The organism is Nocardiopsis moroccensis (assembly GCF_055763695.1).
Map to the genome: position 1 here is coordinate 4,974,595 of NZ_CP199747.1, position 13,312 is coordinate 4,987,906.

General features: G+C 70.8%; 10 protein-coding genes. 3 read left to right on the forward strand and 7 right to left on the reverse strand.

What is annotated here, in order from left to right:
- Positions 1 to 22 precede the first annotated feature (22 nt).
- The 7 genes from ACUKCB_RS22035 to ACUKCB_RS22065 all read right to left on the reverse strand — a co-directional run bounded on the left by ACUKCB_RS22035 (position 23) and on the right by ACUKCB_RS22065 (position 7,286).
- Positions 23 to 886 carry a phage distal tail protein gene (locus ACUKCB_RS22035; RefSeq protein ID WP_473037492.1) on the reverse strand — a complete coding sequence of 288 codons (864 nt, stop codon included), beginning with the start codon at positions 884 to 886 and terminating at the stop codon, positions 23 to 25.
- Complete coding sequence (locus ACUKCB_RS22040; protein WP_473037494.1) at positions 886 to 3,099, reverse strand: phage tail protein; 2,214 nt, start codon at positions 3,097 to 3,099, stop codon at positions 886 to 888. The genes ACUKCB_RS22035 and ACUKCB_RS22040 overlap by 1 nt, the downstream gene beginning before the upstream one ends.
- Positions 3,100 to 3,618: 519 nt before the next feature.
- On the reverse strand, positions 3,619 to 4,686 hold the full coding sequence (locus ACUKCB_RS22045) for a hypothetical protein (RefSeq protein ID WP_473037495.1): 1,068 nt from the start codon (positions 4,684 to 4,686) through the stop codon (positions 3,619 to 3,621).
- Entirely contained in the window at positions 4,683 to 5,297 is a 615-nt protein-coding gene (locus ACUKCB_RS22050) for an ATP-binding cassette domain-containing protein (protein WP_473037496.1), read from the reverse strand. The genes ACUKCB_RS22045 and ACUKCB_RS22050 overlap by 4 nt, the downstream gene beginning before the upstream one ends.
- Positions 5,294 to 6,343 (reverse strand): peptidoglycan-binding domain-containing protein, encoded by a 1,050-nt coding sequence (locus tag ACUKCB_RS22055; RefSeq protein WP_473037497.1) that lies wholly within the window; start codon positions 6,341 to 6,343, stop codon positions 5,294 to 5,296. The genes ACUKCB_RS22050 and ACUKCB_RS22055 overlap by 4 nt, the downstream gene beginning before the upstream one ends.
- Before the next feature lie 11 nt (positions 6,344 to 6,354).
- The gene (locus tag ACUKCB_RS22060) at positions 6,355 to 6,990 is read right to left on the reverse strand and encodes a hypothetical protein (protein WP_473037499.1); all 636 of its coding nucleotides are present in this window, start codon (positions 6,988 to 6,990) and stop codon (positions 6,355 to 6,357) included.
- Positions 6,991 to 7,052: 62 nt separating this feature from the next.
- Positions 7,053 to 7,286 (reverse strand): hypothetical protein, encoded by a 234-nt coding sequence (locus ACUKCB_RS22065; RefSeq protein WP_473037500.1) that lies wholly within the window; start codon positions 7,284 to 7,286, stop codon positions 7,053 to 7,055.
- Positions 7,287 to 7,853: 567 nt separating this feature from the next.
- Between ACUKCB_RS22065 and ACUKCB_RS22070 the strand changes: the two genes are divergently transcribed.
- The 3 genes from ACUKCB_RS22070 to ACUKCB_RS22080 all read left to right on the forward strand — a co-directional run bounded on the left by ACUKCB_RS22070 (position 7,854) and on the right by ACUKCB_RS22080 (position 13,220).
- Complete coding sequence (locus ACUKCB_RS22070) at positions 7,854 to 10,391, forward strand: MMPL family transporter (protein WP_473037501.1); 2,538 nt, start codon at positions 7,854 to 7,856, stop codon at positions 10,389 to 10,391.
- Between the two features lie 180 nt (positions 10,392 to 10,571).
- The gene (locus ACUKCB_RS22075; protein ID WP_473037502.1) at positions 10,572 to 11,843 is read left to right on the forward strand and encodes a L,D-transpeptidase; all 1,272 of its coding nucleotides are present in this window, start codon (positions 10,572 to 10,574) and stop codon (positions 11,841 to 11,843) included.
- Positions 11,844 to 11,960: 117 nt separating this feature from the next.
- On the forward strand, positions 11,961 to 13,220 hold the full coding sequence (locus ACUKCB_RS22080) for an FAD-binding protein (protein WP_473037504.1): 1,260 nt from the start codon (positions 11,961 to 11,963) through the stop codon (positions 13,218 to 13,220).
- Positions 13,221 to 13,312 lie beyond the last annotated feature (92 nt).

Below are 13,312 nucleotides of genomic sequence, written 5' to 3' on the forward strand. Positions count from 1 at the left end.
TCCTCCAAGGGTCGTGTCGGGTTCACAGGTAGGCGTCGCGCCAGCGGACGACCGCCCGTGCGGTGTCCTCGGCGGCTTCGGGACGGAAGTGGACCGGGTTGTCGCCGGGCGCCAGGGTCCAGTGCTCCGGGGGAACCGAGGCGGCCGTCAGGGTGTGGAAGCGGTCGGTGCCGTTGACGTCGACGGTCCCCCGGTCGCAGTCGACCGTGAGCGTGTCCGTGGCGGCGAGGGCGACGGCGAACTCCAGGGTCCGTCCGGTGTCCCTGTTGATCAGGCGCGGGCGGGTGCAGGGCCCGGTCACCTCCACCACCGGATGGGCGGAGGTGTCGCCGCGGTTGGCGAGGGTCGCGGAACCGCCCCGGGCGGGTTCGCCGTAGTCGAGCGGGTACGCCAGGGGGTAGTCGAGCCCCTCCCCGGAGCGGTACGGGGCCCGGAGGGACGCGTCGCGTGCGCGCCCGTACCGGCGGGGGTCGGAACAGACCCACTGCACGGCGATGGTGGGCCGGGCAGCCTGGTAGCCCGGGCCGCCGGGGATGGAGCGTGCGGTGACCTGCCCGCGGGCGGTCAGCGTCTCCCCGCCGATCCGGATGGCCAGCTCGTGTTCGCCCGGTGCGTCCGGCAGGGTCAGGGCCCTGCGCACCGGTGCCAGCCGGGCTCCCACGTCGGCCAGGCCGCGGGGGCCGGCGAGTACGGCGGTCGCGGTGACGGCGCGTTGGCCCGCCAGGGGGCGGCCCGGCCAGGCACCGTGCCGGGACGGGCGCGCCGCGTTGCCGGTGTCCACGTCGGGGAGGTCGTCCCACCCCTCCAGCGACACCAGTGCCAGGTCACGGCCGTCGAAGAGGAGTCGGCCGCGCCAGCGGACCTGTCCCTCGGTGAGTTCGGTCATCACATTCCTCTCGATCGCATCAGGAACATCAGCCGCTCACCGACGTCGTGCGGTGAGAGCTGTTCGGTGGTCTCGAAGTGTTCGATGTGCACGGCCGGGCCCGTGCCGGTGAAGGGGGAGTCGGTGCGGCCCGCCGCGTGGCGGCGCACCTCCAGGGAGGCGGGGACGACGCTCCCGCCGATCTGGCCGGTGATGTCGCCGAGCTGTCCGCGCAGGTCGGGGAGACGGTCGTCGATGCCTCCCATGAGGCCGTCCATGATCAGACGGCCTGCGGGGGTGAGCAGTCTGCGGTCGACCCGGCGGGGCCCCTTCCAGTCGGGGATGAGGTCGGTGACCGAGGAGAACTTGTCCTTCAGGGAGCCGATCATGTTCGAGACGCCGTCGATCAGCCCCCGGATGATGTTCTTGCCCGCGTCCAGCAGGATGTTCTTGGCGTTGGAGAAGGCCTCCCGGACCTTGCCCGGGATCTCCCTGACCGTGGTCAACAGGTCGCTGATCCGCTGCCTGACCTGGTCGCGCATGGTCACGAACGCCTCCACCGCCCGGTCGCGGGCACCGGTGAAGGCCCCCACGATGCGGTCCCGGATGCCGGACACGACCGCCACCGCGCGGTCGCGCAGACCGGTCACGATGGCCACGATCCGTTCCCGGATCGCCGCGAAGATCTCCTGCGCGCGGGCCCGGACCGCGGTGAAGATCGCCACGACCTGGTCCCGGAACGAGGTGACCCGCTCGACGACCCACCGCACGGCGGCGCCGACCAGCTCCAGGATGGTGTTCCAGGCTCCGGAGATCACCTCGGTCACCCAGGTCCAGGCCGCCTGGACGGCGGTGGTGATCGCCTCCCAGATGCCGGTGAGGAACTCGACGAGGCCCACGCCCACGGCCGTGATCTTCTCGAGGATCCAGTCCCAGACGGCACCGGTCTTCTCCACCAGCCAGTCCCAGGCCTCGCCGATGAACGCCTTGATCTCCTCCCAGTAGGTGAAGAGGATGATGAAGGGGTGGTGGGCCATGATCGCCTTGATCCACTCCCAGGCGGTCTCGATCACCCCGACCAGCCAGTCCCAGAACGCCTGCGCCGTCTCCTTGAGGACGTCCCACATCGCGGGGAGAGTCTCGGTGAAGAAGGACATGACGTCCTGGGCGATCTCCTTGACGAAGGTGAACACCGAGTCGACGATCTCGCGGAAGGTCTCGCTGTTGTTGTAGGCGTAGACCAGGCCCGCGACCAGCGCCCCGAGCGCGGTGACGATCAGCCCGATCGGGTTGGCGCGCATGACCGTGTTGAGCACGCGCTGCGCCGCCGCCAGCCCCTGCTTGGCGACCGCCGCGATCTTGCTGGCCGCCCCCGCCAGGGTGAGGTTGCGGGAGAATCCCGCGGCGTTGGACCCCGCGCTCCGGAAGCCGGAGGCCAGGTTGCGGAGTGCGTCCGTACCCGCGGAGAAGCCCTGGGAGACCACCGGGCCCGCGGTGTCCACCAGTTTTCCGGCCAGGGCACGGCCGATCTCCTCGCCGGCGTCGGGCAGGGTGGCGCTGAGGGTGTCCCCCACCTGGGAACCGAACGCCTGGACTGCCGGGGGCATCCCGGACAGGCCGCTCTCGATCATCTCGTTGGCCTTGCCCGCCAGGAGCTCGCCGCCCTGGCGTCCGGCGTCGGCGGCCCCCTCGGTGACCTGGTCGACCAGGAACTCCCCGGCCTTGGCACCGAGCGAGTCGACCGTGCCGGGAAGCGCGTCCAGGCCGGACCCGATCAGGCCCATCGCGGAGTCACTGAGCCTGCCGCCCAGTTCCCGGCCCCCGCTGAGGCCGATCGAGGGCATCCGGCCCTGGAACGCCGCTCCGATCGTGGAGGTGACCCCGTCGATCACCCCCGGCAACCCGCTGACCCCCTTCTCGATCAGGGAGACGGCGCCGTCGGAGACCATGGAACCGAGCCGGGCCCCGACCCCCTCTCCGGCCTGGATGATCGAGGAGCTCAACGATTCACCGACCTGGTCCCCGAGGGCCTGGACGGCCGCCGGTGCTCCGGACAGGGCCGAGGAGATGTTCCCGGAGACGGCGTCGGCGAATTGGGTGCTCACCTCCCTCCCCGCCTGCTGTCCCGCTTGTGGCAGGGACGCGAGTCTCTGCTCGACTTCCTTTCTGATCTGGTCGCCGATGCTCTGGAATTCCGAGATCAGATCGACGCGCACGGTGACGGCACCGGACATGGCTCACCTTTTCTTCGCAGTGGACACGGGTGGGGCCCTGCGCACGAAGAGAAGGCAGTGGCGACGCGGTCACCGGTGGGGCCGACACGGCTGAGGAGCCGTCGGCGAGGAGACCGGGACGGACGCGGGGCCCTGTGGGACGACGTCGGTCGTCCGTGAGCGCGGCGCGTTGGCGTCGGACTGGGGTGACAGGGCCCCGGAAACAGAAAAACCCGGCCGAGGCCGGGTTGGATGCACGTGTGGTGCTGCGGAAGAGCGTGCCACACGTGTCCGGGGAACCGCAAGCCCCTGTCCGGAATCCATTCGTCGTTCAGGTGCGCCACGGGGGTGCGCACCGCAGGCCGGGGGATGGCGGCCATGTGCTCAGGGGAACGCGTCTTCGCAGTTCATGACCGTGTATTCACACAGCTTCCGGCGAGGGTCAGCGGTTTGCCCCCACGCCCGAAAACCGGCCCCGGAAATCGCTGACACCGGTGGGGCAGGGCGTCTCCCGGGCGGGACCGCGTGGTCCGGCAGCGCTCACCGGTCTTTGAAGTACCGGAACAGGTGTTCTTCCCGGACACCCGCCAGAGCCAGGGCCGCACCGGCCAGGCACGCCGGTACCACCGCCACGAGCCCTGGCCCGCTCACCGCGAGGACGGCGCCGGGTTCACCCGGGTTGCCCGCATGGGAGGCCAGGACGAGGGCGCATCCGGCCGTCACCAGCCCCGCCGTCGACCACACTCCGGTTTCCAGGAGGGCCGTCACCAGCTGGGAGCGTCGGGACTGGCCCACGTGCAGGGCACTCGCGAACTCCAGCCGGCGCAGCCGGACCGAGACGAAGCCCATCAGCAGCCCGGCCAGGGCGGTGGCGGGCGGCGCGAAGCGGGTGATGCGGTCGCTGAACTCGGCAGCGCCGTCGAAGGTTTCGCCGAGGCTCGCGTTGAGCTGTCCGGTGGTGAGGGCCGTGTCCGCGGGGGAGTCGGCCGTCACGGCGGAGAGCAGCAGCTCCTGCGTACTCTCCGAGGGCGGCCACACCCGGGCCCAGCACTCGTCGAAGGGATCGGTGTCCGCCGAGGGGACCAGGGCCGCGTACCCGGGACGTACGTCCCGGCCGTCATCGGGGTAGGGGAAGGTGCCCGCCACGGTGAGCACCCCCTCCGCGGTACCGAGGCTCTGACCAGGCGCGGTTTCCAGCGTCCGTGCGGTCTCCTCGGAGAGCCACACGCCCTCCGCCGTCACCGTCTCCACTCCGAGAACGGCCGCGAGCCCCGGGGTCACCGTGTAGGCCGGGAGGGGGTTGTCGGGCACCGCGTCCAACCGGAGTGCCGCACGTTCACGCAACGCGCCGGCGCCGCCCACCCCCGGCACACCGGGGAGCGCGTCGCAGGACGACCCGTTCACGCTTGACTCGGCGCTGAGTACCCGCACGGGCGCTCCGGAGGCCACGAACTCGGCGGCGCGCTGTTCCAACGCGACGATGTTCCGGGCGTCCGCCACAGCCAGTGCCCCGCACACTACGGCGAGGCCCAGTCCGAACACCGCGGCGCGGCTTGTGCCGGTGGCGAGGTTGCGCCATGCCTCGGACAGGATCGCGGACGGTCTCACGCGTACTCTTCCAGGTCAACGATGCGGGCACAGGCTCTTCGGGTGCCCGGGTCGTGGGTGGCCACGACCACGATGGCGCCCTCCGCGGCCACTCGGCCGAGTGAGGCGTTGACGCTCCGGGCGGTTCGGAGGTCGAGTTGCGCGGTGGGCTCGTCGACCAGGAGCAGGTCCGGTGCCGAGCACAGTGCGCGGGCGAGCATCAGCCTCTGAGCCTCGCCGCCGGACAGTTCCCGGTAGGGGCGCGAGGCGAGTCCGCCCAGGTGGAAGTCGGCCATGGTGGCGAGTGCACGCTCCTGCGCATCGCCGCGGGCGTAACCGCGGGCCAGCAGCGGCAGGACGACGTGGTCCAGCGCGGTGCGTCCCGGAACGCCGTGGGGGTTCTGGAAGATCCAGCCCGTCCGTCGCACTCCCTCGGACCGCACGGTGCCCTCCACGGGCGGAGACCACCCGGCGAGGACGGACATCAGTGTGGACTTGCCGCACCCGGAGGGGCCGCACAGCCCGGTGACCTCTCCCGGCCGCAGGTCCAGATCCAGGCCGGAGAAGAGCCAGGACGTCCCGGGGAACCGGTGACCGAGACCTGTGGCCACTACGCGGGCCCCGCCGGTCATGATTCCGTTCCTCGACAGGTCCGCGCCCCGGTTCCCCCGAGGTCCACGTGATCGGGCAGTGTCGCCGGGTTCCCGCCCCCGGCCGGGACGACCAGGGTCGAGCCGATGGTGGAGCCGACGATGTCGACCGCGTGGGTGCGTCCTTCGGATACCAGGCATCCGGTGCCGTCGCTGCTTCCGGCGAGCGCTCCGGGAGGGACCCTGAGAACCTCCACTGGTTCGGCGAGGGCGATGCTGCCCATGACCCGGGTGTCGTCTCCCCCACGGGTAGCACGGGCTTCCGCGGTGTCGGACAGTTCCCGGAGGAAGTCCGGATCGTCACCGCGTCCGTCGGCGTCGACCGGGCCGGTGACGCCGCCGACCGTCAGAACGCGTTCGCCGTCGACGCGCGTGGTGAACGGGGATTCTACGGTCACCCCCGCCAGGGCCCCGGGAACCGTCGCGAAGAGGGAGCCGGCGCCCACGGTACTGCCGAGCGGTGCGTGACACTCTCCCACCACGACCTCCGCGGCGGGTATCCACAGGGTGTCCGCCAACGACATTCGACCGTCCGGGCGGGACAGCCCGCCGTCCCGCTGGAAGGCGCGCACGGCGCCGGCGGTCCCCTCGCCGTAGGTGCCGTCCTCGGCCGTGTCGTGGCCGAGCCGGTTGAGCTCGCTCTGCAGCGCGGTCACGTCCGGGCCGCGATCGCCCTGCGACAGGTTGCGGTAGGGGGGAGCGGACGTCGCCAGGGCCAGGACCGGTTCGCCGTCGATTTCGGCGGCAGCCTCACCGGACACCAGTGTCGCCCCGGTCGTGCACTCCGTGGCCGTCACCCGGCCCCCGCGGCCCACCTCAAGGTCGAGGTCGGGGCCTGTCTCCAGGCCCACCTCCACACTGTGCTCGTCGGAGAAGCTCTCCACGGACGAGGGCGCGGAGTCCGCGACCCCGCCGGAGGCCAGGTTGGCGGGTGGCTCCGCGGGACGGAGCAGGAAGCCCGCGGTGCCTGCGGCCGCGACCAGTACCAGGGCGGTCAGCGGAGCGCCTCCGTTGGGGTGGAATCGCACTCTGCCCCTTCTCACGTCTGCGCGGAGATCGCGAAGCCGGAACTGTAGAAGCAGTCGTCCACGGCCTCGTCGGCCAGGTCGAAGGGGGCGCTTCGCATGCCGTCCTCCATGTCGCGGTCGAAGTCGGCCATGGAGTAGTCGGCCTCGATGTGCCCCTGTTCGTAGAGGCACTGGATGACCGCGGCCCTGGAGTCCGCCAGCATGTGCGGGTTGCCGATCTGTAGCGCGTACATCGACTCGATCCGCATGATGGTCCCGTCGGCGCATTCGGCGTTGGTGTCCATGGCCGTGGCCATGGAGTCCTCGCTGTCACCGCCTCCGGTCTCGACGAGGCGGTAGAGGCCGCTGGGCATCTTCCGGTACGTCTCCTGGAGGCCGGCGGCTTCGGCGCATTCCTGGTACCGGTTGAAGGCCTCCTCATAGTCCTGTTGGGTCAGACCGCCGTTCTCCACGGCGCGGTCGAGGGTTTCGCGTTCGAAGTCGGTGGTGGAACGTTCCTTCGCCGCCTCGAGGAGTTCGGTGAGGCTCTCGTCCATGGTCCCGGCCGCCTGCGCGGCCTCCGACATCCCCTCCGGCGGCTCCTGCGCTCCGCAGCCGGCCAACACGAGAACCGTGAGGAGGGCGCTGGCTCCGGCTTTCCTGTGCAATGGGTTCCCTTCCGAAGGCCGCGGCTGCCTGAGGCGGTTTCCCGGGCAGCCGCGGCGGGGGGTCAGCGGAACGAGTAGTCCGCGAAGCGGGGGGTCGCTCCGCGGCTGCTGGCTGCGTAGGCGGTGGTGCTCACCTGATGCCAACCGGTGGTTTCGGAAGCGCTCCCATGGTAGGCCCAGGAACGCCCCTCCGCGGTGCAGCCGCTGGTGGATGTGCTGGCGCGTGCATAGGAGAGGGTGACGTCCCGGGTGCCGCGTACACACGCCTGCGCGGGGTCGGCTGCGGCCAGGTCCACGAGGCCGAGGGAGGCCGCCGCAGTCAGGGCGAAGAGCCCGGCCAGGACCGGCCGTCGTGTGTTTTCCGTGCGGATGCTTCTTTCTGCCTGATCATTTTTATCGCTTTTCCGTGGGAGGGGGGATTCTTCGGAGCCTTTTCTACAGAGGGGGCGGGAGCGGTTCAAGGGGAGTTGTCCGTTGTCGGCACCCAGGGTCAGTCAAGGGTTTCTCCTCCCGGATGCTTCCTTCTGGCGGTCGGCGGCGCCGTGCAGGTGCGGGCCTGTCGCGGCGCGGTCCCGGCTGAGCGGAGGACGACAGCCTCCTCACCCGGGGTGATCCCGTGTCCACATCCGGCCAGGCCGGTCCGGGCCGTAGCGAACGCTCGCCTCCCGGACACGCCGAGGAGTGAACGCACCCCGGTCCGGCACCGAAGATGACCCAGGGTGAGTGAGTGCACAACCGCACGCGAGGGCCCTCGCCGTGCGACGCGCGGACTCGTTGTGAGCCGTCAGAGGCGGAGGAGCGCCCGGTAATCGGGCTGCCCGGCCTGACGGTGCCGAATACCCGACGACTACAGAGATGAAACGATGGCAACGCTCCTGTACCGGCTGGGAAAGTTCACCTACAGACACCGGTGGTCGGTCATCATCGCGTGGATCGCCCTGGTGGCCGCGTTGGCCACGGCCGCCGCCGTGTTCCGGGTCCCGGTCAACGATTCCTTCTCGATCCCCGGGACCGAGTCCCAGGACACCGTGGACATGCTTCAGGAGCGGTTCCCCGAACGCAGCGGTGGCCGCGCCACCGTGGTCCTCGAAGCCCCCGAGGGCGAGGACATCGCTTCCGGTGAGTACGAGGAGGCCGTCCGGGACACCGCCGACGAGGTCGGGGACATCGACGGCGTGGAGTCGGTCACCGACCCCTTCGAGCTGTATGAAGAGGGCTACGAACAGGCCCTGAACAGTGACGAGGTGCGTTCCTCCATGATGGAGGAGGGCATGGAACAGGCACGGGCGGAGTACGACTCCGAGTTGGCCGATGCCGAGGAGGAAGCCGTCGAACAGGCGCGTTCCTCTGTGGAGGAACAGTTTCCCGAGGGCGCGCCGGGCCGTGAGCAGGCGTTGGAACAGGCCGAGGAGCAGGCACGCGAGCAGGTCCGCTCCCAGGCGCCCGCCTTCGACGAGGAGCAGGCCCGGTCCCAGGTCGAGCAGGAGGTCGACCGCCGTATCGAGGAGGACGACCTCCCCGAGGAGGCCACCGAGCGGATCGACGACGAACTGAGGGAACAGATCCCGCTCTTCTCCGACGACGGGACCACGGCACTACTCCAGGTGCAGTTCGTCGAACCCGACGGCAGCGTCCCCTCCCGGACCGTGGACGAACTGCTCGACAGCGGCGACGAGGCCGAGCGGGCCGGGCTGACCGTCGAGTTCAGCGGCCAGTCGATCACCGCCGCCCAGGTCGCCGGTATCCACGGCGGCGAGGGCGTGGGCCTGCTCGTCGCGTTGGGCGTCCTCGTCCTGAACTTCGGAGCCGTCGTGGCGGCGGGGCTCCCGATCCTCATGGCCCTGACCGGTGCGGGCGCGGGCATGGCCCTGGTCTACGCGCTCTCCCGGATCCTGGAGCTGACCAGCACCGCCCCCCTGCTGGCGCTGATGCTCGGGCTGGCCGTGGGCATCGACTACAGCCTCTTCGTGCTCGCCCGGCACCGCCAGCAGATCCTGGAGGGCATGGATCCGCAGGAGTCCACGGGCCGGGCCATCGGCACGGCCGGAAGCGCGGTCGTCTTCGCCGGTGTGACCGTGGTGATCGCCCTGCTGGGCCTGTCCGTCGTCCGGATCCCGTTCCTGACGGTCATGGGTGTCTCCGCCGCCGTCACCGTGACCTTCTCGGTTCTGGTCGCCGTCACCCTGCTGCCCGCGGTTCTGGGGCTGCTCGGCGGGCGGGTACGCGCGGGGCGGTTGCCCGGACTGGGGGCGCGCGCGGAGAGGGCCCTGACAGCCGAATCCACGCTCGGCTCCCGGTGGGCCCGCACCGTGACCCGGCGCCCGCTCCTGGCCGTGGTCGCGGTTCTCGTCGTCCTCGGGGCGGCGCTGCTGCCGATCCAGAGCATGAGGCTGGGCCTGCCCACGGACGAGTCCAGCGCTCCCGACAGCACCCAGCACCGGGCCTACGACATCATCACCGAGGAGTTCGGCGAGGGTTTCAACGCCTCCCTGTTGGTGACAGTGGAGTCCGAGGACACCGGCGACGCCGAACGGGTCCGCGAGGAACTGGAGTCCTTCGACGCGATCGAAAGCGTGCAGTCGCCGGTCCGCAACGACGCCGGGGACACCGCGATGGTCGTGGCGGTACCGGAGGACGGTCCCTCCTCGGTGCGGACCGAGGAACTGCTGCACGACATCCGGGACGCGCGCTCGGGTTGGGAGTCCGACACCGGAGCCACCATCTCCGTCACCGGTGCGACCGCGACCAGCATCGACACCTCCGAGCGCATCGCCGAGGCGATGCCGCTCTTCCTCGCGGTCGTGGTGGGCCTGGCCCTGGTGCTGCTGATGCTCGTCTTCCGTTCCATCCTGGTGCCGGTCAAGGCCGCGCTGGGGTTCGTCCTGAGCATGGGCGCGGCGCTCGGTGCGACGGTCGCCGTTTTCCAGTGGGGCTACGGCAGCGCCCTGCTCGGGGTCACACCCACCGAGACACTGCTGTCGTTCCTGCCGATCGTGCTCATCGGAACCCTGTTCGGTCTGGCCATGGACTACGAGGTCTTCCTGGTCAGCCGGATGCGGGAGGACTTCATCCACGAGGGGGACGCCCGGCACGCCGTCGTGAGCGGTTTCCGCGCCAGTGCCCGGGTGGTGGTCTGTGCGGCCGTCATCATGTTCGCGGTGTTCGCGTCGTTCGTCTTCAGTGACAACACCACCATCCAGCCGGTCGCCTTCGCGTTGGCCGTCGGGGTTCTGGTGGACGCGTTCCTGGTCAGGATGACGCTCGTCCCGGCCTTGATGGCGCTCTTCGGCAAGGCGGCCTGGTGGCTTCCGGGGTGGTTGGGCCGTGTCCTGCCGGACGTCGACATCGAGGGGGCGAACCTGCGGACCGAGTCCGACGGGGCCCGCCCTCAGCAGGGCTGATCCCGTCTGCGGCCGCCCCGGCCCAGGCCGGGGCGGTCCTCCCGGAGGTGCGGGGGCCGGGAACTTGACGAATGAAACAGTTGAAACCACAAGAAAACTTCCACCGGAAGCGAACCCTTCCGGCTGCCGCAGGTCTTACTACGTGTGGAGAGCGCACACGGCAGTAGGAGGTTCGGCAGGATGTTCAGGTTCCCCCGGACGGCGGTTCGCCGGTACGGCATGGGGGTCGCGGTGCTCGCGCTGGCGACCGCGGCCTGTACCCCCACCGAGGCCGAGCCGCAGGCCACGACCGGGGGCGGGGACGTCTCCGTCAGCGTCACACCCGAGGCGGGCGCCTCCGAGGTCGCGCCCAACACTCCGGTGCGGGTCTCGGCCGAGGGCGGCACCATCACCGAGGTGTGGGTGGACCAGGACGTCTCCGAGGAGGCCGGGAGTGAGGGCCCCGCGCTGGGGGAGATGTCCGGCACCCTCAGCGAGGACGGGGCCGATTGGGTCAGCGACTGGAACCTGCGCCCCGGGGCGCAGGTCACGGTCACCGCGGTCGCCGAGGGCGAGGACGGTACCGAGACCGAGGAGGTCGCGGAGTTCACCACCCTGGCCGTCGCGCCCGACCAGGGCCTGGACCTGGCCTCCAACTTCCCCAACAGCGGCCGGACCGTGGGCGTGGGCATGCCCGTCATCGTCAACCTCACCCAGCCGGTGACCAACCGGGTCCAGGTAGAGAACTCCATGGAGGTCACCTCCGAGCACCCGGTCCCGGGCTCGTGGCGGTGGCTGAGCGACACCATGGCGGTCTTCCGGCCCGAGGAGTACTGGGAGCCGTACCAGACCGTCACCGTCGACATGCACCTGGCGGGGGTGGAGGCGTCCGAGGGCGTCTACGGGCTGCGCGACTACCGCCTGGAGTTCGAGGTCGGCCGCGAACTGATCGCCACCATGCACGTGCCCGACCACGAGATGGTCGTCAACGTCGACGGCGAGCAGCAGCGCACCATTCCGGTGAGCAATGGCGCCGCGACCACCGACTTCAACACCACCACCAGCGGCAGCCACGTCCTCATGTCGCACCACGAGCGCGAGGAGATGGACTCCAGTACCACCGCCATCCCCAACAGCCTTCCCGGCTACAACACCGTGGTCTCCTACGCGGTGCGCACCACCAACAGCGGCGAATACGTGCACGAGGCGTCCGGCAACCCCAACATCGGTACGGCCAACACCTCCAACGGCTGCACCAACCTGCGGATGGACGACGCCCTGTGGTTCTTCGAGAACACCCTGATGGGCGACGTCCTGGAGACCACCGGTACCGACCGCCAGGTGGAGTGGCACAACGGCTGGAGCTACTTCCAGCTGGAGTTCGACGAGTGGCTGTCCGAGAGCGCCACCGGTGAGCCGCAGCTGACCGACGGGAACGGCACCCCCGGCTCCGTGCACGGCGAGGGCCTGTGAGCCCGGTGGCGGGAGAACCCGCGGGCGCTCGCACGGCCTGGCGGTACGCGCCGCCCGGTCTCTGGAATCGCTCCCAGGTAGGGTCTGGCACAGCCACTTCTACCTCCGGAGCGCGCCATGTCCTCCTCGTCGGCGCCGGTCCGTAACTGGGCCGGGAACCTCACCTACGCCAGCCCCCGGATCCACCGCCCCACCAGCCTCGGTGAACTCTCCGCCCTGGTCCGCGACAGTCCGCGGATCCGTGCGCTCGGCAGCGGGCACTCCTTCAACGGGGTCGCGGACTCCGGGCACGACCTGCTCCGGTTGGACTCCCTCCCTGAGGAGATCGAGATCGACCCGTCGGCGTCCACCGTGACCGTCGCGGCCGGGGTCCGGTACGCCGAGCTCTCCGCCGCACTGCACCGGAAGGGCTGGGCCCTGGGCAACCTGGCCTCGCTGCCGCACATCTCGGTGGCCGGGTCCTGTGCCACCGGAACCCACGGCTCCGGGGACCGGCAGCGCTGCCTGTCCGCCGCCGTGCGCGGCCTGGAACTGGTCGGACCGGACGGCGGCACCGTGCGGCTGAGCCGGGACGGCGACCCGGGGACCTTCCCCGGAGCGGTGGTGGCGCTCGGGGCGCTCGGTGTCGTCACCCGGCTCACCCTGGAGATCGAACCGGCCTTCGAGATGTTCCAGCGGGTCCGGTTGGACGTACCCCTGGACGAGGTGGGAGCCGGGTTCGACGAGGTGTTCGGCGCCGCCCACAGCGTCAGCCTGTTCACCGACTGGAGCGCGGACACCGGCCGGGTCTGGCTCAAGCACCGCGAGGGTTCACCGGAGGGCGCCTGGGGCGGGGGACGCCCGGCGGCCGGCCCCCAACACCCGGTGCCGGGGATGCCGACCGGTGCCGCCACGGAGCAATTGGGATCCGTCGGCCCCTGGTTCGAGCGGCTTCCGCACTTCCGACCCGAACTGCCCCCGAGCGCGGGGGAGGAGCTGCAGTCCGAGCTCTACCTGCCGCGCGCGGCGGCCCCGGAGGCCTTCGCCGCACTGCGGGGGATCGGGCACCTGGTCGCCCCGGTGCTGTACACCGCCGAGGTACGCACGGTCCGCGCCGACGACCTGTGGCTCAGCCCCGCCCACGGGCGGGACTCGGCGACCTTCCACTTCACCTGGGTCCGGGACCCGGAGAGGGTGGCCCCCGTACTGCGGGCGGTGGAGGAGAGACTCGCCCCGCTGGGTGCCCGACCGCACTGGGGCAAACTCACCACGCTGCCGCCGTCGGAGGTCGTCGGCGGCTACGAACGCGCCGCGGACTTCGCGGGCCTTCTGGAGCGCTTCGACCCGGACGGGAAGTTCCGCAACCCCTTCACCGATGCGCTCTTCCCCCGGGACTGAGGGACCGACGAAGCCGTCGTCCGCCCGGGGCACAGCGGGTGACGGTTCGGGGCGGGTGCCCGGGCCGGCCCGGGCACCCGCCCCGGCAGGGG

Coding starts and splice junctions, on each gene's coding strand:
- ACUKCB_RS22035 (WP_473037492.1), bottom strand. CDS start 886: ATGACCGAACTCACCGAGGGACAGGTCCGCTGGCGCGGCCGACTCCTC.
- ACUKCB_RS22040 (WP_473037494.1), bottom strand. CDS start 3,099: ATGTCCGGTGCCGTCACCGTGCGCGTCGATCTGATCTCGGAATTCCAG.
- ACUKCB_RS22050 (WP_473037496.1), bottom strand. CDS start 5,297: ATGACCGGCGGGGCCCGCGTAGTGGCCACAGGTCTCGGTCACCGGTTC.
- ACUKCB_RS22070 (WP_473037501.1), top strand. CDS start 7,854: ATGGCAACGCTCCTGTACCGGCTGGGAAAGTTCACCTACAGACACCGG.
- ACUKCB_RS22075 (WP_473037502.1), top strand. CDS start 10,572: ATGTTCAGGTTCCCCCGGACGGCGGTTCGCCGGTACGGCATGGGGGTC.
- ACUKCB_RS22080 (WP_473037504.1), top strand. CDS start 11,961: ATGTCCTCCTCGTCGGCGCCGGTCCGTAACTGGGCCGGGAACCTCACC.